Origin of the sequence: Lentisphaera profundi (genome assembly GCF_028728065.1) — a bacterium.
Taxonomy (GTDB): domain Bacteria; phylum Verrucomicrobiota; class Lentisphaeria; order Lentisphaerales; family Lentisphaeraceae; genus Lentisphaera; species Lentisphaera profundi.
Window position 1 is genome coordinate 770,557 of the sequence record NZ_CP117812.1, and the last position, 23,722, is coordinate 794,278.

21 protein-coding genes are annotated in these 23,722 nt (G+C 39.6%); 18 read left to right on the forward strand and 3 right to left on the reverse strand.

Annotated elements, in window-relative coordinates; translation table 11 throughout:
* Positions 1–26 precede the first annotated feature (26 nt).
* The 4 genes from PQO03_RS14630 to PQO03_RS14645 all read left to right on the forward strand — a co-directional run bounded on the left by PQO03_RS14630 (position 27) and on the right by PQO03_RS14645 (position 6,466).
* Positions 27–1,052: a hemolysin family protein gene (locus tag PQO03_RS14630; RefSeq protein ID WP_274153932.1), complete on the forward strand. Its 1,026-nt coding sequence runs from the start codon at positions 27–29 to the stop codon at positions 1,050–1,052.
* A gap of 161 nt (positions 1,053–1,213) precedes the next feature.
* A complete protein-coding gene (locus PQO03_RS14635; RefSeq protein WP_274153933.1) occupies positions 1,214–2,857 on the forward strand; it encodes a prenyltransferase/squalene oxidase repeat-containing protein in 1,644 nt (547 codons plus the stop codon).
* Between the two features lie 159 nt (positions 2,858–3,016).
* On the forward strand, positions 3,017–4,657 hold the full coding sequence (locus PQO03_RS14640) for a prenyltransferase/squalene oxidase repeat-containing protein (protein WP_274153934.1): 1,641 nt from the start codon (positions 3,017–3,019) through the stop codon (positions 4,655–4,657).
* 183 nt (positions 4,658–4,840) lie between these two features.
* Entirely contained in the window at positions 4,841–6,466 is a 1,626-nt protein-coding gene (locus tag PQO03_RS14645) for a prenyltransferase/squalene oxidase repeat-containing protein (protein WP_274153935.1), read from the forward strand.
* 67 nt (positions 6,467–6,533) lie between these two features.
* Here the strand turns inward: PQO03_RS14645 and PQO03_RS14650 are convergent, their stop codons facing one another.
* Complete coding sequence (locus PQO03_RS14650; RefSeq protein ID WP_274153936.1) at positions 6,534–6,998, reverse strand: superoxide dismutase [Ni]; 465 nt, start codon at positions 6,996–6,998, stop codon at positions 6,534–6,536.
* A 106-nt stretch (positions 6,999–7,104) separates the two neighbouring features.
* Entirely contained in the window at positions 7,105–8,103 is a 999-nt protein-coding gene (locus PQO03_RS14655) for a DUF2786 domain-containing protein (RefSeq protein WP_274153937.1), read from the reverse strand.
* An 82-nt stretch (positions 8,104–8,185) separates the two neighbouring features.
* On the opposite strand from PQO03_RS14655, the gene PQO03_RS14660 reads away from it, so the two are divergent.
* The 14 genes from PQO03_RS14660 (at position 8,186) to PQO03_RS14725 (ending at position 22,748) form a co-directional block, all read left to right on the forward strand.
* The gene (locus PQO03_RS14660) at positions 8,186–8,692 is read left to right on the forward strand and encodes a TIGR00645 family protein (RefSeq protein WP_274153938.1); all 507 of its coding nucleotides are present in this window, start codon (positions 8,186–8,188) and stop codon (positions 8,690–8,692) included.
* A 2-nt stretch (positions 8,693–8,694) separates the two neighbouring features.
* Positions 8,695–9,210, forward strand: coding sequence for a hypothetical protein (locus PQO03_RS14665; protein ID WP_274153939.1), 516 nt, complete (start codon positions 8,695–8,697; stop codon positions 9,208–9,210).
* Complete coding sequence (gene tmk / locus PQO03_RS14670; RefSeq protein ID WP_274153940.1) at positions 9,210–9,842, forward strand: dTMP kinase; 633 nt, start codon at positions 9,210–9,212, stop codon at positions 9,840–9,842. The genes PQO03_RS14665 and tmk overlap by 1 nt, the downstream gene beginning before the upstream one ends.
* Positions 9,843–10,079: 237 nt before the next feature.
* The gene (locus tag PQO03_RS14675; protein WP_274153941.1) at positions 10,080–10,802 is read left to right on the forward strand and encodes a DUF2490 domain-containing protein; all 723 of its coding nucleotides are present in this window, start codon (positions 10,080–10,082) and stop codon (positions 10,800–10,802) included.
* A 220-nt stretch (positions 10,803–11,022) separates the two neighbouring features.
* Positions 11,023–11,460, forward strand: a complete 438-nt coding sequence (locus PQO03_RS14680) for an RpiB/LacA/LacB family sugar-phosphate isomerase (RefSeq protein ID WP_274153942.1) — start codon at positions 11,023–11,025, stop codon at positions 11,458–11,460.
* Complete coding sequence (locus PQO03_RS14685) at positions 11,460–12,203, forward strand: YdcF family protein (RefSeq protein WP_274153943.1); 744 nt, start codon at positions 11,460–11,462, stop codon at positions 12,201–12,203. Before PQO03_RS14680 ends, PQO03_RS14685 begins: the two co-directional genes overlap by 1 nt.
* 65 nt (positions 12,204–12,268) lie before the next feature.
* Positions 12,269–13,042, forward strand: coding sequence for a serine O-acetyltransferase (gene cysE, locus PQO03_RS14690; protein ID WP_274153944.1), 774 nt, complete (start codon positions 12,269–12,271; stop codon positions 13,040–13,042).
* Positions 13,043–13,140: 98 nt separating this feature from the next.
* Entirely contained in the window at positions 13,141–14,136 is a 996-nt protein-coding gene (gene gap, locus PQO03_RS14695; protein WP_274153945.1) for a type I glyceraldehyde-3-phosphate dehydrogenase, read from the forward strand.
* 76 nt (positions 14,137–14,212) lie between these two features.
* The gene (locus PQO03_RS14700) at positions 14,213–14,476 is read left to right on the forward strand and encodes a phosphoribosyl-ATP diphosphatase (RefSeq protein WP_274153946.1); all 264 of its coding nucleotides are present in this window, start codon (positions 14,213–14,215) and stop codon (positions 14,474–14,476) included.
* 29 nt (positions 14,477–14,505) lie between these two features.
* Positions 14,506–15,432 (forward strand): CobW family GTP-binding protein, encoded by a 927-nt coding sequence (locus tag PQO03_RS14705; protein WP_274153947.1) that lies wholly within the window; start codon positions 14,506–14,508, stop codon positions 15,430–15,432.
* A gap of 75 nt (positions 15,433–15,507) precedes the next feature.
* Positions 15,508–16,905 (forward strand): TonB-dependent receptor, encoded by a 1,398-nt coding sequence (locus PQO03_RS14710; RefSeq protein WP_274153948.1) that lies wholly within the window; start codon positions 15,508–15,510, stop codon positions 16,903–16,905.
* Positions 16,906–17,002: 97 nt separating this feature from the next.
* Entirely contained in the window at positions 17,003–18,397 is a 1,395-nt protein-coding gene (locus PQO03_RS14715) for an efflux transporter outer membrane subunit (protein ID WP_274153949.1), read from the forward strand.
* Positions 18,367–19,617: an efflux RND transporter periplasmic adaptor subunit gene (locus PQO03_RS14720; protein WP_274153950.1), complete on the forward strand. Its 1,251-nt coding sequence runs from the start codon at positions 18,367–18,369 to the stop codon at positions 19,615–19,617. Before PQO03_RS14715 ends, PQO03_RS14720 begins: the two co-directional genes overlap by 31 nt.
* Positions 19,618–19,622: 5 nt before the next feature.
* The gene (locus tag PQO03_RS14725) at positions 19,623–22,748 is read left to right on the forward strand and encodes an efflux RND transporter permease subunit (protein ID WP_274153951.1); all 3,126 of its coding nucleotides are present in this window, start codon (positions 19,623–19,625) and stop codon (positions 22,746–22,748) included.
* Positions 22,749–22,822: 74 nt separating this feature from the next.
* Here the strand turns inward: PQO03_RS14725 and dapA are convergent, their stop codons facing one another.
* Positions 22,823–23,698: a 4-hydroxy-tetrahydrodipicolinate synthase gene (gene dapA / locus PQO03_RS14730; protein ID WP_274153952.1), complete on the reverse strand. Its 876-nt coding sequence runs from the start codon at positions 23,696–23,698 to the stop codon at positions 22,823–22,825.
* Between the last annotated feature and the right edge of the window lie 24 nt (positions 23,699–23,722).

A 23,722-nucleotide genomic window follows, 5' to 3' on the forward strand; every position in this document is an offset into this window, starting at 1 on the left:
GAGCGCAAATCAGCTGTGGAGTTCTTTTGTTAAGCTTAGTTTTACTCTCTTTATTAGTTGTCTGTTTATCGGCCTTGTCATCAATGTCTGAAGCTGCTTTTTTGTCAGTTTCTGATGTAGAAGTTGAAAAGAGTCAGATAGATACTTTAAATAAGAAGGCGGCGTCAGCGCTGAAATCCCTTCACGAGAATTTGACTCATACCATTTCGGTATTGGTCATCCTCAATAATATTGCCAATATAGCAGGTTCACTTGTTATAGGTGCCGTAGCTGCCGATGTCTTAGATGATGTCTGGCAAGGTTTTTTTTCCGCAACATTGGTCTTAGTGATTATTATATGGGCTGAAATAATTCCCAAGACAATTGGTGAGCGTTACGATATTAAGGTGTGTTTAGTTATAGCTAGGCCACTCTATCTCACCTCGAAACTTCTTGGATGGTTAGCTCATATACTAAATTTTGTCGCTAAATTTTTTGTGCCTGCACACGAGCTGTCCAATACGACTGATGAAGCTGAGATTTTAATGTTGGCCAAAATTGGTGGAGCAGAAGGCGTGATCGATGAAGATGAATCCGAGATGATTGCCAATGTCTTCAAGCTAGATGATACTAAGGCATCGGATATCATGACACCTAGAGTCAAGATGTTTTATTATTCTATTCACCAAACTTTAAAAGAAATAAAAGAAAGTCTGATCAGCTGTACTTATACACGGATCGTATTAGTCGGTGAAGGACCTGATGACATTAAAGGCGTTGCACATAAAAATGAATTGCTTATCGCCATTATTAATGCTCAAGAAAATCAAACTTTAGAAAATTATATTCACAAAGTTCGCTTTGTTCCTGAACAGGCACCTGCGGATAAGCTCTTAAAAGATTTTCAAGATAACCGTAGGCATTTAGCTGTTGTCGTTGACGAATTCGGCGGCGTAGAAGGTGTTGTGACCTTAGAGGATGTGTTAGAGGTCTTGACGGGTGAAATTGTCGATGAGTATGATTCCGTCGTAGATTTACAGCAATCTGCAAGGCTCGATAATATCAGTAAATAGCCCGTGTTAATCAATTTTAGAGCTATTTGATTTAGGCTTTGCAAAGACTTTTGATACTCATTCTTATCGAAAAGTGACAAAAGTGACAAATCAGAGCTTGCGAGATTTTTGTTTCTAGTTTAGTTTAGATAAAATTTAATTAATCAAACTAAGAGAACTTTATGTCTGATCAAGAAATACCGGAAGATCCGTTTGGAATCTTAAGCCCGGAAGAATTGATGGAAATTCAGGCGACTTACCGAAAGCAAAAACTCAAAGAGAATTTGATCGGACCTGTTATTTCTACCTGTATGCACGTACTACTTATCTTTGGAGCTTCCTTTTTTACAGGTGAAACTAAAGAAGCCAATGCACAAGTAGAAGTAACCCAGAAAGCGGAAGAATTAGTAGAAGAGCCCCCGCCACCCCCACCACCCCCGCCACCTCCACCAGAGCCGGAATTGGTGACTGAGACGGATACAGTGGATCCAGAAGTTACCGAGACAGTAGAAGTAGAAGATTTATCTGCGGAAATTGAAGAAGTAAGTGATGAACCACCTGCTGCAGAAATCATGGATGATGTCGAAATGATGTCTGATGTAAAACCCTCAACATCTCCTTTAACGTCAGCAAAAATGTTTAGTGCGCGTTCACCAAATGCAAAAGCAACTGCCTTACGTAAGTATGGTGGATCTAAAGCGGCTCAACAGACTTTATTAAAAGCCTTGGATTGGCTTGCTAAAAATCAGAAACCAGATGGCTCTTGGGGTAATAGTGGGGTGACAGGCTTGGCTTTACTCGCTTATTTAGCTCATGGTGAAACACCTAAGTCACAGCGTTATGGTAAAACAGTAGGTAAGGCCATTCAGTGGCTCTGTAGTAAAAGTCCTGGAGCAAACCTCGTTTATGCACCGAAATTTGATGACAAAGTTCGTATTGCTGGTATAGAGCAAGTAGCAGAAGAGGCCTTAGGCTTTTATGCAGCAGGCCCTGCAACAGGAACTGGAGATGTAAAAGTGTCTCATGGTTATCCCCATGCTATTAAAGTTTATGCTTTAGCGGAAGCTTACACCATGACCGGTAACTATAGTATAGAGCGTCCTCTTAAGGCTTTTGCAAAAATACTTATTAAGGGCCAGAAAAATGAAGGCGATTTTGACTATAACTATAAAAAAGGTCCACGTTGGGATAATTCGATTTCCTTTTGGAATTATCAAGCTTTAAAAGCTTTGAAATCAACTGGTCTTGATTTTGATGGTCTTGACGCAGCAGTGGTAAAATCGGTGGCGCGAATGAAAGTTATGGCTAAATATCACTTTCCTTATTCTGGTACATCGGCACCTAAAGGCGGCCGTGGTAATGCAGGTTTAGCGGCTGCAGGTGCTTTATGTCTTCAACTTTTAGGTGAGGCGAAAGGCGATTCTAATGTTGATAATATAATGGATCGTATACAAAAAGAAGGTATCGATCAATTAGGCTATGAAGAGTATAAGGGCCGGCATGGTATGTATGCTTGGTATTATCAAACTTTTGCTATGTTTCAGCATGGAGGCAAGCACTGGAGGGAATGGAATGCTAAATTTCAAAAAGTCCTAATGAAAAATCAACATCCAGAAGGCTATTGGGCACATGAGCTTTCTTGGGGTGGCGGAAAGAACTTAGGCAGTAAAGCTTACCAGACTTCTTTGTCGGCATTAATGCTCACAGTTTATTATCGCTACCTGCCATCAACATCAGTGAAAAAATCATCAACTAAAAAATCTTCAACGCAGAAAAAGAAAGAAAAAGAAGCAAGTAGTGGTGAAGAGACCATAGATATCTTCTAATTAGATCTAAGTCTGATACCAAAAAGCCTTTGCGAATCCCGCAAAGGCTTTTTTGTAAGTTCGCAATAAAAGTGACAAAAGTGACAAGCCAGGGCTTGCGGGAGTTTTGTTTCTAGTTTAGTTTAGATAAAATTTAATTAATCAAACTAAGAGAACTTTATGTCTGATCAAGAAATACCGGAAGATCCGTTTGGAATCTTAAGCCCGGAAGAATTGATGGAGATTCAGGCGACTTACCGAAAGCAAAAACTCAAAGAGAATTTGATCGGCCCTGTAATTTCTACATGTATGCACGTACTACTTATTTTTGGAGCTTCCTTTTTTACAGGTGAAACGAAAGAAGCCAATGCACAAGTAGAAGTAACCCAGAAAGCGGAAGAATTAGTAGAAGAGCCGCCACCACCCCCGCCGCCGCCACCACCCCCGCCAGAACCGGAATTGGTGACTGAGACGGATACAGTAGATCCAGAAGTTACAGAGACAGTAGAAGTAGAAGATTTATCTGCGGAAATTGAAGAAGTAAGTGATGAGCCACCTGCGGCAGAAATCATGGATGATGTCGAAATGATGTCTGATGTAAAACCTTCGACATCTCCTTTAACATCAGCAAAAATGTTTAGTGCGCGTTCACCAAATGCAAAAGCTACAGCCTTACGCAAGTATGGTGGATCTCAAGCTGCTCAGCAAAGTTTACTGAAAGCCTTGGATTGGCTTGCTAAAAACCAAAGTCCTGATGGTTCTTGGGGCGGTAGTGGAGTGACAGGTTTGGCTTTATTGGCGTATTTAGCTCATGGTGAAACACCAAAATCCCAGCGTTATGGTAAAACGGTAGGTAAAGCAATTCAGTGGCTCTGTAGTAAAAGTCCTGGTGCTAACCTCGTTTATTCTCCTAAACTGAATGATAAAGTTCGTATAGCAGGAATTGAGCAAGTGACTCAGGAAGCCTTAGGCTTTTATGCTGCTGGACCTGCATCAGGAACTGGAGATGTGAAAGTTTCTCATGGTTATCCCCATGCGATTAAAGTTTACGCTTTAGCCGAAGCTTATACAATGACAGGTAATTATAGTATAGAACGTCCACTCAAGGCATTTGCAAAATTACTTATTAAAGGCCAAAAAAATGAAGGCGATTTTGACTATAACTACAAAAAAGGTCCTCGTTGGGATAACTCAATCGCATTTTGGAATTACCAAGCTTTAAAAGCTTTGAAATCTACGGGTCTTGATTTTGATGGCCTTGACGCGGCAGTTGAAAAATCGATTCCTCGAATGAAGCTTATGGCTAAATTTCAGTTTCCCTATTCTGGGACATCGACTCCAAAAGGTGGTCGAGGAAATGCAGGTTTAGCTGCTGCGGGAGCACTCTGTCTTCAGCTTTTAGGAGCAGCAAAAGGCGATAGTAATGTTGATAAAATTATGGATCGCATTCAAAAAGAAGGAGTGGCTCAATTAGATTGGGATAATTCTCCTAAGAAATGGGTGATGTATGCTTGGTATTACCAAACTTTTGCAATGTTTCAACATGGTGGTAAGCATTGGAGAGATTGGAATGCTAAATTTCAAAAAGTACTCATGAAAAATCAGCATCCAGAAGGTTATTGGGCACATGAATTAGCATGGTCTGGAGGTAAGAATACTCAAGGGAAAGCGTATCAAACAGCTTTAGCATCATTGATGTTAACGGTTTATTATCGTTACTTACCTTCTACATCCGTTAAAAAATCAGCTACGAAATCAGCCACGCAGAAAAAGAAAGAAAAAGAAGCTAGTAGTGGTGAAGAGACTATAGATATCTTCTAGAAAAACTTATGTCTTAGATAAAAAGCCTTTGCGGATTTCGCAAAGGCTTTTTTGTGTTTAAGCCTCTCCTATAAATGAAATATATGACAAAAGTGACAAAAGTGACAAAAGTGACAAAAAAGGCTTGCGAAGTATGAGGTCTTAACTTAGGGTATATCAAGCTAAGTAAAAAAGGAGCTTGATATGTCTGAGCAAAAACATCCAGAAGATTTGTATAGATTCATGAATTCAGAGGAATTATTAGAGCTTCAGGCGCATTACCAAAGGCAACAGCTCAAAGAAAATCTGATTGGGCCAGTCATTTCTACCTGTATGCACGTTTTACTAATTTTCGCAGCTACATTTTATAAGAGTGAGCCTCGACAAATAAATCCAAAAGTGGAAGTCACTCGTACCATCGATAGAGTCTTAAAAGAGCCAGAGCCGATCCCCATCCCAAAAAAGCTTGAAGTGCCCGAAATCGAGAATGATCTTATTGAAAACCTTGAGCTACCGGTAGCCACAGATATAGAAGCGTTTTTACCCGTATTAAGAGAAGATTTTGCAGGGCCACCATCAGTAGAGATCATGGAGAAAGCGGAAGGGATAGAGCCTATGAAGCCTTCTACGTCATCAGTGCAATCAGAAACGATGTCGAAGAGAAGATCATTTAAAGATAGACTTAATGCGATGCAAAAATATAAAGCTACAGAAGCTTCTCAGGAAAGTTTATTAAGAGGCTTAGATTGGCTTGCGAAAAACCAAAGCCCTAATGGTTCTTGGGGTGGTAGTGGAGTAACGGGCTTGGCTTTATTGGCTTTTCTCGCACATGGTGAAACGCCGAAATCACAGCGTTATGGCAAAACTGTAAGTAAAGCGATTAAGTGGACCTGTAGTGAAAGTCCTGGTGCTAATCTTATTTCTCCATCCAAGTTAGATACCAAAACTCGTAGAGTCGGTATTGAACAAGTAAGCAAGGAAGTTCTTGGTTTTTATGCGGGAGGTCCAGTGGCGGGTACTGGTGATGTAGCGATTTCTCATGGCTATCCTCATGCGATAAAAGTTTACGCTCTAGCCGAAGCTTATACAATGACAGATAATTATAGCATAGTAGCGCCATTAAAAGCATTTGCGAAAATACTTATTAATGGGCAGAAAGAAGAAGGTGATTTTGACTATAATTATAAGCAGGGACCACGTTGGGATAATTCGATTTCTTTTTGGAATTACCAAGCGTTAAAAGCTTTGAAATCGACGAAGCTTGATATTGAGGGCCTTGATCAGGCTATAGAGAGAGCGATCCCACGGATGAAACTGATGGCAAAATTTCAATTTCCCTATTCGGGGACATCAACTCCCCGAAGTGGTAGAGGAAATGCAGGGCTAGCGGCCGCAGGTGCACTTTGTCTTCAACTTTTAGGCGCAGCCAAAGGAGATAGTCATGTTGATAAAATCATGGATCGCATTCACGAAGAAGGCCTTGTTCACTTAGATTGGGTGAACGCTCCTAAAAAATGGGTGATGTATGCTTGGTATTACCAAACCTTTGCGATGTTTCAGCATGGTGGTAAGCATTGGAGAGACTGGAATGCTAAATTTCAAAAAGTACTGATGAAGAATCAGCATTTAGAAGGTTATTGGGCACATGAATTAGCATGGTCAGGAGGCAAAGGTACTCAGGGGAAAGCCTATCAAACGGCAATGGCCTCTTTGATGCTTACAGTTTATTACCGTTATTCGCCCCCAAGTGCAGAGAAGAAGTCGGCTGTGAAACCAGGGAAGTTGGAAAAAAATACTGGCATGGAAGATGAAACAATAGATATATTCTAATGTAACTTTTAATCGGAACACAAAAAAGCCTTTGCGGATTCCGCAAAGGCTTTTTTGTGTAGTCTAATTAATGACTGTGTTCGAGGTGAACGTGGTAGAATGGGACGAGATCCATAATCGCTTTTGTGAGTGCAGTGGCGTATTTGCCGTCAGCATTTTGCTTGGCTTTCATAGCGGCAACGATAACGCTGTGATGTTTTACTAAGCGATCGGTGTAATCTTTTTGACTAGACTTCACTCGTTGAGTAAGGAAGTAATCGCTAATCGTAGTGATTACTTTTTGAGCATGAGCCTCTTTGTTGACAACCCAACGAGTCATTTGATTGGCCGATTGAGCGTCAGTTTTACCCGCTAATTCATTCATCATTTTAGTAGCTTTTTCAACTGTTTTTGCATCTTCAAGCATTTGGATTATACGTGCACCATCGTCATAAATTCCGCAGGGGACTTCGCAGTGAGCTTGAGCCGTTTGGCTTAGAGTTACAGTGGTAAAAGCAATAATGCCTGCCGTGAGTAGTTTTTTGACTAACATCGCAAATCTCCTATTTTAGTTGCGTTGGATATGTAATAAAGTTCATTTTTGAAAATTAAAAAATTAAATTTTGTGATGTGACATATTAAATGGACTAATAATTGAATTAATTAAGTCGTTTTTGGGCTTTTTTAATCTTTAATGCTTTAGGAGCATTGAGTTGTTGGCCGATGAGTTTTCCTTTCTGATATAAGCTTTGGTCTGCTTTGTAGCGATAGGAGACAGGGCGAGTACGAGGATTTAGTTTATCAAAAAAAGACTGTAAGGCAGGATTACGTAGGTGGATGAGTGAATTTTCACTTGCGTTTTTATTGGCTTTGAAGCGTTCCTGGAATCCTTCATAGAGTCCTAGCAAAAAAGATTCTCTGCGCTGACCGGCTTGTTTATTTTGGAACCATAATTCTTGGCCTTGGTGGTAAAGGAAATTATAGATATATTCAGCCGTATCAAGATTTTGTACTTCACCATAGATTTCGAAAAAATAGAGTTTTTCAAGAGATGAATAATTCTTCAAAGCTTTTACATAAAAATAACGCGAGCAAATGTTGATAATTTGACTATGCCAGAGTGGGCAGCGTTTAAAACCTGAACCAATCGAGCGAAAAGAGAATTCATGCTTATGGGGAGTTAAATTGTATTTGTCGGTGAGTTCTTGAGCTTTACTAGCGGCAGTTTGAGCTTCATGAGAGTTACTGGATTTTGATAGAGCAAGAAGCTTATTGATTTTATCATTTAGAGACGATTGTTTTTGCGGACTTCGCATACTTGCTTCAGCGGAGATATTTAGTTCAGTACAGACGCGTTGGAAAGACTCACCATGAGCGCTTTCATTTTGTCCATCATAAACTAAATCGGCAATCATGTGGGCTAATTCATGTTTGAAAATTAAAATCACCTGCGACCAAGGGAAGTGAATAAATATGTCTTCTGCTAAGCAGATTTCATTTTTTGAGTGTATCCACTTTCCGAGAGTTTTGGAAAGATCGGGAGAAATGCTGATAGTCGGACACTCGAGTGTGTAAACTTGGAGTGTTTGGGAGGCGCATTGCCTGAGGCGCAGGTACCAGGCCCTGTATGAGTCTTGCTTATCATGTATATTTGACATAAAGAAAAAGTTTTTTGTGATTGTTCAAAATTAAAGCTCCGCTAATTTAAGCGAAAATAAAAAATATCAATAGGAAAGTACCATGTTAAAAAAAGTTGAGCACGCCTTTGAAAGATTTCTTTTTGCCAGTCGTTGGCTTTTGGCGCCATTTTATATCGGTTTAGTCGTTGGCTTGGCCTTATTGCTTTTTAAATTTGCAAAAGAAGTCTGTCACCTGGTTACCATTGTAGGTAGTATCACAAAGCCCGATTTAATTATTTCGGTATTGACTCTGATTGATATATCATTGATTGCGAATCTTTTGGTGATTATCATATTCAGTGCCTATGAAAGTTTTGTTTCTAAAATTGATGTAGTGGTAGATGAAGATAAACCCGGCTGGATGGGGAAAGTGGGTTTTGGACAGTTGAAAATAAAACTGATTGGTTCAATTGTGGCAATTTCATCAATTGAGTTATTAAAAGTTTTCATGCGCGAAGGAGCTTTAGACCCTGAAGAAGTTCGCTATAAAATTGCGATGCATATCACCTTTGTATTCTCTGGTCTAATGATGGCGATTATGGATTGGCTCTCATCAAAAAAGGATTAATTATGATTGAGACATTAAATAAATTTATGAAAGATAGTCAAGATCCTGCTTTAATAGAAACGTTTGAGAAGGCACCCTTCAGTAAAAGATTAGCTTTAAAACCTGCAAAAGCTGATTTAGTTCAAAAAGCAAAAGAAGTGATGTCAAAATCTAGCCTCTTGAAGAATTTGAAAGGAGCAAAGAAAGGTATGTTGGAATCGGCCTTTTATTTAGCCTGGGATTGTTTAGATGAAGGCCATGAGATTATCAGTAATATTGCAGAACTTGATGCGAGTTATCTGCATTGTGTGATGCATCGAGTTGAAGGAGATATGCCTAACGCGTCCTATTGGTATAGGCGTTCAAGTGCTTGTGATTTACATGATGAATTAGCCAACTTAGTCGCAAATGTTATTCCAAGCTCCGCGGTGTTTTCGGATCCCGTTGAATATGGTAAAATGGAAAACAAAATGGGTTCAGAGTATAAAAAAGTTCGCCAGTATGAATTTGCTTTATATGTGAAGGAGATTGTCAAATAATGGATTGTTCACGTTTTATCGTCATCGAAGGAAGTGAAGGTGCAGGTAAAAGCACCGCCATCAAATTGATTAAAGAAATTTTGGAAAAACAAGGGCAAAAAGTAGTCTTGGCAAGAGAGCCAGGAGGCACGCCAATGGCAGAAGATTTGCGCACGGTGGTAAAATCCGCTTCCTTAGAAGAAAAAGTTGATCCTAGAACAGAACTTTTGATTATGTACGCCGCTCGAGTGCAATTGGTCGAGAATGTTATTAGGCCAGCCTTAGAAAGAGGTGAATGGCTTGTGTGCGATCGTTTCTTTTATTCAACCTGGGCTTATCAGGGTGGAGGTCGTGAACTGGGTTTAGATTTAATAAAGCCCATTCACGATATTTGTTTAGCGGATATCAATCCAGGACTGACAATTTTCATGGACTTGGATCCTGAGTTGGGCTTAGAGCGTGCTCGAGGCCGTGGCGCCTTAGATCGTTTTGAGTTGGAACAAATTGATTTCTTTCACCGGACACGTGCCATGTATAGTCAGCTTTGCGAACAACGCAAAGAGATGAGGAAACTTGATGCCTCACAAAGTATGGAAATGGTTCATCAGGATTTAACTAGTCTTGTACAGCCTTATGTTGAAGGACTGATTTAAGTCAAAGAGTATTTGTTCCGCTATTTCTTATGATTGGGGACGCCATTTTTTATTTACTTATTATAAAATTAAAAGAGGGCAGGGAGTTGATTTTTGATATACAGGTACTTGGAGAGGATATTATGGGGAGTTGTCCTTGGGGATCAACTTGATTCGTTTATTTTACTAGCTTATAGTAAAATCTTATGCTTGAGGAAGTGTATTGTTTTGAATTTCAAATTATAGCAGAGTGGATTTGTGGAGCGTTTTAAATACAATTATCATTTTCGTATCATTAGCTTTGCCTTGTGCTGGGTTTTTTCTTTATTAAGTCTATCTGCAAAGGAAGATCTTCAGTCCTGGAATCCTGTTCAGTTTAATTACAATATAGATGATACTTGGTCAGTTTCTATGCAATCTGAGTTGAGACTAGGTGGTGGTATTAACGAATATACTCAGCAAGTTCTAAAGCCAGGAGTGCATTATCGAATTGATGACGTATGGACAGTGTCCTTGGGTTACAAATATATCATCAAAAATCATGATGGTGATGAGCAAGACCTTTGGCAGGAATTAACCTATCACTGGGACTTGGGCAAACTCAAAGGAGCTCATCAATTTCGTATGGAAGAGCGTTTTCTTGATGATGTGGGGGGAGTTATTCCGAGAGCACGTTTTTTGAGTCATTTCTCTTATCCAATGGCTGAGACAGATTGGCATTATGTAGGGTCCGGAGCTATTCGTTTTAATTTAGATGACAAAGGAGAGGGGCCTGTTGAAGGTTTTGAACAGACGCGCTTCTTTGCCGGCTTATCCCATCCAATTGGTGAACGATCTAAAGTTGAATTTGGCTATCTATGGCGCTATGAACAGGAGCGAGAAGGTCCCAGTGTGAGTGACCACGCGATACATATTATGTGGGTGTTTAATTTTGGGCATGAAAGGGTTCCAAAACCTAAGCCAGCAAAACATTATCGTTAATGTATTTGGATTTTTGTTGATTTAGCGGCGAAATCAATTTAAAAATACTAGCTTGTAATGAGCTATTGTAAGTAAAATCAGTTTTCATTGTATATGGATGACTTATTTGTCACCCCTTAGTTTATGACACAAATCTCTTAGTTCTTTGCTTAAAGAATTTGCTTTTTAGATAGATGAGTCAAGAATGTTTTAAGTTTAATTAATTCTATTGGAGAATGTAGTGAAAATATCTATTGCGTCGGATCATGCAGGTTTTGAATTCAATGAAAAACTTAAAGATTACTTAGAATCTCAGGGGCATGAAATTAAGAGTTTTGGTTGTTCAAATTTAGATAGTTGTGACTACCCAGATTTTGGTATTCCTGCAGCGAAAACTGTTTCTGATGGTGAAGCTGATCGTGCTATTTTAGTTTGTAATAATGGTATTGGTATGAGTATGCTAGCGAATAAACTCAATGGCGTTTTAGGTGCACTCGTCTATTCTGAAGAGACTGCGCGTATGACTCGTCAGCATCATGGATCAAATGTACTTTGTTTAGGTGCGGCTCAATTCAGTGAAGATGAATTGATGTCATTTATCAAAGTGTGGATGGAAACTGATTTCGAAGGTGGTCGTCACGGTCGTAGAATTGGTAAAGTCACAGCTTTAGAGTCTTAGTGTTTTTTATAAAAAAAGCTGTCATTTTTTTTATTAACCCCCTCGTGTTATTTATCATAGCCCTTGGGGTTTCTTTTTATCTCTGGAAGAAGAAAGGCCAGAAGGATAAAGCTTACAAAATTGCTTTGTTGAGTTCAGTTTTTTTACTGCTGTTAAGTTTCCCTCCTATCAGTCATCTCATTGCAAGACCGCTTGAAATGCAGTATGCGCCAAGTTCGGATCATGATGACGCGGAATTCATTGCAGTCTTGGGTTCAGGGCATAGTTCTGAGTCGACTTGGCCAAATACAATAAAATTGAGCCGTACCGCGAGGTCGCGCTTAATGGAAGGATTGAGGCAAGCTCAATTGAATCCTCAAGCTAAATTCATTTTTTTTGGTTTTGGCATTAATGGCAAAGAAGCGCATGGTGAGATTATGAGTCAGGCTGCTGCGGAATTAGGCGTAGATCCCGAAAATATAATTTTTTCAATCGAACCTAGAGACACCAATGAAGAAGCTTTGTTTGCGAAAGAAGTTTGCGGCGACCAAAAAATGTTGCTTGTTACAGATGCCACTCATACACCACGAGCGATGACTTTATTTAAAAGCCATGGCTTAAATGTTTTTGCCTGCCCCGCAAATTATGAATCTTATGGTGGCGCTTGGTTTGTGCCGATGCCGAGCGCAGAAGCCCTGGAGTTGAGTCGTAAATCAATTTATGAATATGTGGGTCTGATTTGGGTTAAGTTGAGAACTAAATAATGTTTTAAGTTTGATTCTAGAAATATGGGCATAAGTTTGCCTTGATTAAATTTCAGGAGTATATGATGAATAGTGAATTTTGGCAGCAAATTCTACTTCAGGCAGAGAAGATGAAAAGCAATGAGCCGCGCTTAGCCAAGCTCGTAGATGAAGCCATTTTATCGAAGTCGAATTTAGCGGGAATTATTACGGTACGTTTAGCCGAACGCTTAGGTGAAAAACATTTAACGGCGCTTGATCTTGAGCAAATTTTCACAGACTTATATGAAGCGGATGAATTTTTAGCAGGTGCGGCAGAGATTGACCTTAAGGTGATTTGTGATCGTGACCCTGCGTGTAATTGTTATGTAATTCCGCTCTTATACTATAAAGGTTTTCAAGCACTGCAAGCCTCGCGCTTGGCACATGTTTTATGGAAGCAAGGGCGAAAAAGTTTAGCTTTTCATATTCAGTCTCGCAATTCAGAAGCCTTTGGAGTCGATATTCACCCTGGCGCTCAATTTGGCACAGGTATTTTACTTGATCACGCCTCGTCTTTTGTCGCAGGTGAAACGGCGGTAGTAGGAAATGATGTTTCCATTTTACACGAAGTGACTTTAGGCGGTTCAGGTAAAGAATGTGGAGATCGCCATCCGAAAGTAGGCCATGGTGTCTTGATTGGTGCGGGAGCCAAATTATTAGGTAATATCAAGATTGGGGATGGAGCCAAGATTGGAGCTGGAAGTGTGGTGCTTGATGATGTTCCGGCTCATACTACGGTGGTAGGGGTACCTGCCAGGCCAGTAGGCAGACCTCAACATCAGAACCCTTCTAAGTACATGGATCATCATGTTGATTAATCTGAGTCATAAAGGATAGTCAAAGAATTTTTTGCCTCTATAGTAGCGGCTGATAAATAATTTCTAAACAAAAACAAAATAAACTAAGGATAATACACATGGCAATTAAAGTCGGTATTAATGGTTTCGGACGTATTGGAAGAAACGTCTTTCGCGCAGCAGCAAAACGTGACGATATTCAAATTGTAGGTATTAACGATCTTCTTGACGTAGACTACCTCGCATACATGCTTAAATATGACTCTGTACATGGTCGTTTCGACGGTGATGTTCAAGTAGTTGACGGTAAACTAGTTGTAAACGGTAAAGAAGTACGCGTTTCAGCTGAGCGTAACCCTGAAGATCTTAAATGGGGCGACATCAACGCTGAAGTTGTTGTTGAATCTACTGGTTTCTTCCTTACTGACGAAACTGCTCGTGGTCACATCACTGCTGGCGCAAAGAAAGTTGTTCTTTCTGCACCTTCAAAAGATGCTACGCCAATGTTCGTATACGGTGTGAACACTGAAAAATATGCTGGTCAAGACATCGTTTCTAACGCTTCTTGTACTACAAACTGTCTCGCTCCTATCGCTAAAGTCCTCAACGACAAGTTCGGTATCAAACGTGGTCTTATGACTACTGTTCACGCTGCAACTGCGACACAAAAAACTGTTGACGGTCCTTCTGCTAAAGATTGGCGTGGTGGTCGTGGTATTCTTGAGAATATCATCCCTTCCTCAACTGGTGCTGCTAAAGCAGTAGGCAAAGTTCTTCCTGAGCTTAACGGTAAACTTACTGGTATGGCTTTCCGCGTACCAACTTCTGATGTTTCTTGTGTTGACCTTACGGTTGAACTCGAAAAAGGTGCTTCTTACGCAGATATCTGTGCTGAGATGAAGCGTGCTTCTGAAAACGAGCTTGCTGGTGTTCTTGGTTACACTGAAGATGCAGTAGTTGCTACTGATTTCCGTGGTTGTGAGCTTACATCAATTTTTGATGCTACAGCTGGTATTGCACTTGATGACACATTCGTTAAACTCGTATCTTGGTACGACAACGAAATGGGTTACTCAAACAAAGTACTTGACCTTATCACAGTTATCACTGCCTAAGCTTTTGCTTTAGCATTGAATTTTCGAACGCAGCTCATATTTTGAGTTGCGTTTTTTATTTAATAGAGGAATAGTAATGAAAACTTTTGAAGGACTCTTTGAAGAGCTTAAGAAAAAAGCTGAAGCAGGCGATCCAAATTCTGGAACTGTTAAGGAACTCAATAAAGGAACACACTTTATTGGCAAGAAAATTGTTGAAGAGGCAGCTGAAGTATGGATGGCGGCTAAATTTGAAACTGATGATGATACAGCCTTAGAAATATCTCAACTTCTTTATCATCTTCAAGTGATGATGATTGATCAAAAATTGACTTTAGAAGATGTTTACAAAAAGCTTTAGTTTGTGGCCGGTTTAAACCGGCTTTTTTTATGCGTACACAAGATAAAAAAATTCCCATTACGATACTTACTGGCTTCTTAGGAGCGGGTAAAACGAGCCTGTTAAATAAACTGATTAAGTCTAGTGATAAAAAACTGGCACTTATTATCAATGAATTTGGTGAGTTAGGGATAGATGGTGAACTCGTCTGTGAAGCTGAAAATCAGATACTTGAGCTTAATAATGGTTGTCTATGTTGCACTGTTCAGGGAGACCTGACAAAAATACTGCTCCAGTTATATGCCAAGAAAGATAGCTTTGAGCAAATTGTTATTGAAACAACAGGTTTAGCGAATCCCGCACCTGTGGCTGAATTAATTTACTTTGATCCACTGATTAATTCAAAGTTTTACGTAGATGGGATTATTACCGTATTTGATACTCTGAATGCAGAGCATGTCTTATCTAGTCCAGAAGGACTGAGCCAGATCGTTTATGCGGATAAAGTACTTTTAAGTAAGTTAGATAAATGCGATAACTTTGATCCGAGTCAACTTTCTGAAATTAATCCATTAGCAGTTTATGAGAGATGCGATCATGGTGAGCTTGTGGATTTGAATGCGCTATTAAATTTAGGTGGCTTCAATGTTGATAATTTAAGCAGTGAAATCAAAACGCATCTGCATAGTCATATGGGCTCTGTTTCTCTCAGTGGAGAGGGAGAACTCAATAATGCATGCTTTCGTCAGTGGATCGGTTCAGTTTTGTTTGATATGAGTGATGTGGTCTATAGGATGAAAGGCATTGTTAACTTAAGCGGCGTTGAAGGTAGTACTATTTTTCAGTCGGTTCATCGTTTATTTGAAGATGAAAAAGCTGAGAAAGATTACGGAAATGAAAATCGCGTCGTATTTATAGGCGAAGGCTTAAATGAAGATGTGCTAAAAAAAGGTTTTTTTACTTGTTTTAAAGAATAAAATGTAGTGAAAGTTTAATTGGGTTATATTGTTTTTTATATTTAAAAAGTTCTAACTATATCTGGAGAGATGCAAATGAGTAATGTGACAGAACCTTTAAGTACAATGGAAAAGGCTCTTGAAGTTAATCTCGACAATCGAATTTATGGGACCTTTGCAGAAATTGGAGCTGGGCAAGAAGTCGTACGTTGGTTTTTTCAGGCGGGGGCATCAGCAGGGACAATAGCAAAAAGTATTTCTGCCTACGATATGGTGGTGAGTGATTCTATCTATGGTAAGTGTCAGCGTTATGTAGGTCAACAACGTTTGCAGGATATGCTTGATTATGAGTATGATTTAAATATAAAAAGACTCGAGTATGGTCGTGGCGATAGTACGTGCTTCTTTTCTTTTGCAGATACCGTGTCAGCACGAAATTTTTCAGGAACAAATAAATGCCACGGTTGGTTAGGGATTAAATTCCAGTCACGACCCGGCGATGACTTTAGTCAAATTATTATCCATGTTAATTTAAAAGATAAAACCAACTCTTTACAGCAAGAGGCCTTGGGCATTGTTGGGGTGAATTTAATTCACGCGGCATTTCATTTAGCGCACAGAACAGATGATTTATTAGAATCACTTTTAGATAATCTGAGTAGAGATCGCATTGAAATTGATATGGTTGAATTCAAAGGTATTGAATTTCGCCGTGTAGACAATCGCTTAATGTTATTGCACCTCGTGAAATTAGGTTTGAGTGATGCGGCGATGTTTGGCCCGGATAAGTCAGTGCTCTTGCCTTCTTCGGTCTTTTATAAAAAATCAGTTGTTGTAGAAAGAGGGAGTTTTCGCCCCGTTTGTAATGTCAATATAGATATTATGGAAACAGCGCTAGAGCAGTTTTCAGAAGATATAAAAGTTGATCGCGATGAGATTATTCCGATCATGGAAATCACTATGAATAATCTGATGCAAGATTGTGGTAGTATTGATTTACATGATTTTCTTGCACGAGCCGATATGTTAGCGGCTTCTGGCTACAAAGTTTTAATATCAAATTATAAAGAATATTACCGTTTAGGGCACTATTTGCGCATGAATACCAATCGCCCAGTGGCTATAGCAATGGGGGCATCTAGCTTGATAGAACTCTTTAATTATGAGTATTATCAAAATTTAGAAGGTGGAATACTCGAGGCTATGGGGCGTTTGTTTAAGCATCAAATATGTCTTTATGTTTATCCATGGCTCTATAAGAAAGAGTTGATTACCGTAGAGACTTTCAAAGTCGAGCCCCGTTTACAATTGCTCTTTGATTTTATTAAGCAGCATGGAAAACTGAAGGATATCACCAGCTATAACCCAGATTTTTTACCGGTTTATTCTCGTAAGGTTCTGAAAAAAATTGCCAATGGTGAAGCAGGTTGGGAAGACGATGTTCCGGAAGCGGTAGCGGAAGTCATTAAAAAACGAAAGTATTTTCTGAGTTAATTTTTCTTTACTTATGAACACAACTGGACGTGCATAACTGGGATAAGTGAATAAAAGACGTATTTTTAAAGTATTATTAGGAATAATAGGATTTTGTATGAGAAAATATTTTTACAGCATTTTTTTTGCACTGGCTCTGAGCTCGTGTAGTTCTTGGGATGCTTTAGATAAAGAAGAGATGGACGATGCACCCGTGGATGAAAATGTCCAAGCACGTTGGCTAGGGGAAGGTAAAGAAAAAACTGAGATTGGAGAAGATTGGTGGCATGCCTTTGGTGACCCTGAGCTTGATCGCCTCATTAAAAAAGCGGCAATCGATAGTTTTGATTTAACATTAGCACGAAATCGTGTGCTCCTTGCGCAGAAAGAATTGTCTTTAGCTCAATCTGAAGGGCAAATTTCAGGAGAGCTAAACCTTTCACAAGATTTTAACCGAGTCAATCGTGATAGTGGTACTAATAAAGAAGCCATTGCAGGTGGATCCTTAAGTTGGCAGGCGGATATTTGGGGCCGGATCTCTAGTCTTTCTGCAGGTGCTTTAGCGGAGTATCAAGCAACTCAGGCAGATTATGATGCTGTCGTCTTACAGATGGTCTATCAGGTAGCAGTCGCTTACTTTAGCTTGCGTGAATATGATGAATTGATCACTTTGCATAATGATGCGCTGATGATTTCAGATAAATTGTACCTTTACTATAAAGTTCGTTACGAAAGTGGTTTAGAAAGTGATGAATTATTTCTCGCACAGGAAGCTGAGAATTTAAGACTCAAAGCGAATGTAAAAGATTTAGAGCGTTTACGTCATTTACAACAAAATACACTTGCGACGCTGATGGGGGAGATTCCTGGAAGTTTTAAACTGAAGCCGAAAAATTTATCTACCGCAGTGTCTTTTGTGAAGCAACCTGATGTATTGAATGCCAACTTATTAGAACGTCGACCAGATTTGGTAGCAGCCGAGCTCCGTATAAAAAGTGCATGGAATTATAAAGAAGCGGCTAGAGCGGCACATTTACCCGACGTTTCAGTGACTTTGACGGGGGCAACTGACTCGAGTTCAATCTCTGGCTTGTTTAGTGACTGGGTAGTAGGGATAATGCCGAGTATTAATTTTCCTATATTGGATCCCACTCTTGATTCACAAGAAGCAATAGCTCGAGTCAAACTTAAGAATGCCGAAGATGTCTACCGAAAAACGGTTTCAACTGCCATTGGCGAAGTTCAGAATGCGATTATAAATTTACAGAAGTATGAAGAACGCCGCTTATTAGAATTGCAAAGGCTTGAACGTTTACTAAAAGCTCAAGAAAAGTCTCAAGTACGTTTGGAAAATGGACTTATTACCCAGTTAGAATTACTTCAATACCAAAGAGAAGTACTGGCGTCTCGTGAAGATGTACTCAATTTAAAAATGCTATTACTTAGCGAAACAATAACTTTATATAACGCCCTTGGAGGACCATGGAAAATATCTCAAAATCAAGAAGACTAATTCTATTAGGCTTAATCGTATTATTATTTTCATGTGCGGAAGAAAAAGTACAAAAATCAGCACCGATACCAAAAGTTGTTTATGAAGAAGCGCGCGCGATGTCAGTGACACCAACGACGGTACTAGTGGGTCGAGTTAGATCATTTTCTTCAGTAGATTTACGTGCGCGTGTAGAAGGGGTATTGGAATCACGTCATTTTGAAACGGGAACAGCCGTTAAAAAAGGTGACTTGCTGTATACAATTGAAAAAGATACCTATGAGATTAATTTAAAACGTACACAAGCAGAATTAGAGAGTGCACAAGCTCGTTTCACTTTAGCTCAAAGTATTTTTGTGCGAATGAAAAATTTGAATGATAAAAAAGCCATTGCCAAACAAGATTTTGATAAATCAATTGGAGAAAGAGATGCAGCAGCAGCGGCTTTTCATCTTGCTGAAGCTCAGCATGACGAAGCAAAGTTACATTTAGAATGGTGTGAAATAAAATCCCCAATAGACGGAGTTCCCGGAGCACGTAGGTATGATACCGGTAATCTTATTTCACCAAGTTCAGGTGTGTTGGTTAATGTTATTTCTACAAAAACAATGGAAGTTGATTTTGATGTTTCAGAACAGCGCCTCGTCGGTTTTCAAAGGCAATATGCGGCAAAAAATGTTCGCCGAACAATTTTTGATCGGATCAAAGCAGAGCTGTCTCTACCGGATAAAAGTATTTACGAACATGAAGGTAAAATATCTTATTTTGATAACAGAATAAATAAATCCACGGGAACGATTAAAGCAACAACCCATTTCGCGAATCCTGAAGGCTTATTGAAAGATGGGATGTTTGTGAAAGTGCACCTTACTTATGTTCCCCCAGCTCAAGATAAAATGCTTGAAGGCGAAAAGAAAAAAGAAAAACGTATTGTTATCACTCAATCTGCAGTCATGCAAGATCAGGCAGGTCACTATGTCATTGCTATTTCTGATGATAATAAAGCACAAGTGAAAAGAGTTGAATTTAAAGAATCCTTTGAAGAGTACTTTGTGATTACGTCAGGTTTGAAAGAAGGGGATAAAGTTATTACTCTCGGTTTACAGACGGTTATCCCTGGCAATGCAGTAGAAGGCATACCTGCAGAAGTTGATGTTCCAGTTGCTATTGAGAATGTAGAGGAAATCAAGCCGGAAAAAGAAAAGCAAGACTCAGCAGCTGAAAAGTCTGTTAAGGAATAAGATAAATGGCTGATCATTTTTTCATTAGGCGACCTCGTTTTGCCTTTGTTATTTCAATTATCATTTTAATTGCGGGAACAATTGCATTACTCAACCTTCCAGTTGCGCAATTCCCAGAAATTACACCTCCGCAAGTATCGGTTACGGCGAGTTATCCTGGCGCTGATTCACAAACACTTATTGATACAGTTATTACACCTCTAGAATCAGAGATTAACGGCGTAGAAAATATGCTCTATATCTCCTCTAAGGCCAGTAACGATGGGAAGGTTACGATAACAGTTACATTTGACGTGTCCTCTGATACCGATATTAATACAGTTAACGTACAGAATCGTGTGTCTGCGGCTTCAGCAAAACTTCCTGTCGAAGTAACAAGGCAGGGGGTTATTGTAAGACAAAAAAGTACCTCGATGCTAGTGGTAGTGAACTTACTTTCACCAGAAAAAACTTATGATGGTTTATTTCTATCTAATTATGCAACGATCAATATTAAAGATAGGCTACTACGTCTATCTGGTGTAGGGGATATCGTACTTTTTGGTGGTCAAGATTATGCGATGCGTATTTGGTTAGATCCAGATCGTATGACGGGTTTAAATATGTCACCTCAAGAAGTGCTGACAGCAATTCAAGAGCAGAATGTTCAGGTGGCGGCGGGTATAATTGGTGGAGCACCAAGCAAAAGTACACAGAAGTTTCAATATACAGTTCAGACCCAAGGTCGCTTGAGTGAACCTGATGAGTTTGGAGCAATCATTGTAAGAGCGAATCAGGATGGTTCTTTTGTAAGAGTTAGAGATGTTGCAGAAATTGAATTGGGAGCGATTAATTATGACTCCACGTCAAAGCTTAATGGTCAGCCTGGATTAGTGATGCCGATCTACCAATTGCCATCTGCAAATGGTATTGCTGTGGCCGATGCTGTGCGTGCGGAAATGGATAAAATAGCCGAGAGCTTCCCCGATGATCTTGAGTATAATATTCTTTATGATACCACGAAGTTTATTAAAGCGTCAATTAGTGAAGTAGTAGAGACTTTATTAGTTGCCGTAATATTGGTGATATTAGTTGTGTACCTCTTTTTACAAGATGTACGCTCTACGATTATTCCTTCACTCACAATTCCCGTTTCTCTCATTGGGACATTTGCCTTTTTAATGGTCTTAGGTTATACCCTAAATACAGTGACACTCTTTGGTTTAATTTTGGCTATCGGTATTGTGGTTGATGATGCCATTGTTGTACTGGAAAATGTACAGCGCTTGATGGACGAAGAGGGCTTAGATCCTCGAGCCGCAACTCAGAAAGCGATGAAGCAAGTTACAGGGCCAATTGTCGCGACAACTCTCGTACTATTAGCTGTATTTGTACCCGTGGCATTTTTGCCGGGTATAACCGGCACTTTGTATCGTCAGTTTGCCGTTACTATTTCTGTGGCAGTCTGTATATCATCCTTAAACGCTTTGACCCTAAGTCCAGCCTTATGCTCTTCCTTTTTAAGGCCTTCCGACAAAACTAAAAAAGTTAATTTTATCTTTAGGAAATTTAATAATTTAGTTGCTTGGAGTACAGATAAATATGTCGGCTTTGTCGCGCTTTCAATCAAGCGAATTATCATTACAATGTTGTGTTTTTGTGCGATGTTATTTTTGACTTACAAATTTTATGATGAAACTCCAACGGGTTTTATTCCCGACGAAGATCAAGGTAATTTTTTAGTTGATATACAATTGCCGCCAGGAGCGTCATTAGAGCGAACTTCACGAGTTGTTGATGAGATCGAACTGATGATTTCTCAAATACCGGGAGTAGAAGCGGTGATGACTATTAATGGTTATGGTATGATTAATGGCGCCAATTCTTCTAATGCGGGCTTTATGATTGTGACCCTAGATGATTGGTCTGCGCGCACAGATGCGATGCTTCATGTTAAATCTATTCTTGCTCAAGCTCATCAAAAGATGCTTGGGATACCTGAGGCGCGCTCATTTCCTTTTGAAATGCCAGCAATTCCTGGCTTAGGTGCAAGTAATGGCTTTGAGTTTATTTTACAGGATACTTTGGGGCGAGAAGCTAAGGATATGGCAGAAATATCACGTGCCTTGATTGTCGCGGCAAATCAACGTCCAGAAATATCACGAGTCAATACATTCTTCACCGCAAATACGCCTCAGATTTTTATTGATTTAGATAGAGAGAAAGCTCATGACTTAAATGTGCCTATGAATGAAGTTTTTAGTGCTTTACAGGTCTATTTGGGAGGAGCCTATGTCAATGACTTTAATAAATTCGGTAAGAGTTATCAAGTGAAATTACAGGCTCAAGTTGATTTTCGTTCTGAACCAGAAGACCTAGATAAAATCTATGTCAAATCACGTACGGGCGAAATGGTCCCATTAAATGTATTAGTAAATGTGGAATCGATTGTCGGGCCCGATATTATTAATCGTTATAACTTATTTAATTCTATTACTTATAATGGTGGGGCTGCACCTGGTTATAGCTCAGGTCAAGCTATGGATGCCATGGAAGAGGTCGCACGAGAAGTGCTTCCGCCGGGTTATGCTTATGATTGGACGGGAATGTCTTATCAAGAAAAAGTAGCATCGGGTAATGTCGCATTGATTTTTATTCTAGCGGTAGTTTTCATCTATCTTTTCTTAGTAGCTCAATACGAAAGTTGGTTTACTCCGATTTCGGTGTTGCTCTCTGTTCCAGTAGCGATGTTTGGTGCCCTAGGCTTGAACTGGATAATGAAGATGGACAATAATATTTATTCACAAGTGGGTATAGTGTTGCTCTTTGGTTTAGCTTCGAAGACGGCAATTCTCATTGTAGAATTTGCCAAAGAAAAGCGCGAAGCAGGCGAGACAATTTTGGATGCAGCCATTATGGCGGCACGTTTAAGGTTTCGAGCTGTATTAATGACGGCGATATCCTTTATTTTAGGGGTAATTCCTCTTGTTATCGCCACGGGAGCCGGATCATCGAGTCGTCGTTCACTTGGTGTGATTGTATTTGGCGGGATGACTTTAGCTGCAATTTTAGGAACCTTACTTATCCCTGGTTTTTATTACTTTATTCAAAATACACGTGAATGGTTGAAGTCTAAGATATCATCTAAATAGCCATATATCTATACAATAAAAAAGCTCGAGTTAATCAACTCGAGCTTTTTTTGTGGGTAGAATTTAAACTAGAACTAAATTTTTATTCCAGCATTTTGTGCAGAAGCATATAAAACCTCACGTGCACCCTCAGTAATAGGACAAAGGGGGAGTCTGAATGTTTCAGTTCCATAGCCTAAGGTAGCCATCATTGTTTTGACAGGAATAGGATTGGACTCGATAAACATATCATTCATAAGCTTGTAATACTTTTGGTGAATCTCAAGTGCTTGCGAGAACTGTCCAGCATTAGCTAAACGACAGAGTTCAGTCATTTCGGCAGGTAAAATGTTTGATAATACACTGATTACGCCACTTGCTCCCACTGACATCATTGGAAGTGTAAGTGAGTCATCACCTGAGACGATTTGGATATCACAAGCTTGTTTGATTTGACTTATGCGATCAACGCAACCACCAGCTTCTTTAACTGCGACTACTTGTGGAATGGTATTCATGCGAACAATTGTATCAATATCTAAAGAGATAGCTGAGCGACCAGGGACATTATAAAGAATGATAGGCATATCTGCGCTATCCGCAATGGCTTTTATGTGTAGATAAAGACCTTCTTGTGTAGGCTTGTTGTAGTAGGGCGTAACTTGTAAGCTTGCGTCAGCGCCGTCTTTATGGGCTTGCTTAGTTAGTTCAATCGCTTCTTTAGTACAGTTAGCTCCAGTACCAGCAACGACTTTACAGCGGCCAGCAGCCGTTTTGACAGCAAAGCGAATAACGTCGCTGTGGTCTGCATAACCTAAAGTGGGTGATTCTCCAGTTGTTCCTACCGCTACGATACCATCGATACCAGCGGAAATTTGATCATTAATAATGCGCTCGAATGCTTCGTAGTCTACATTACCTTCAGAATCAAAGGGAGTGATGAGTGCTGTATAGCATCCTTTGATAGTCATATTTTACTCCATAATGGATTTTTT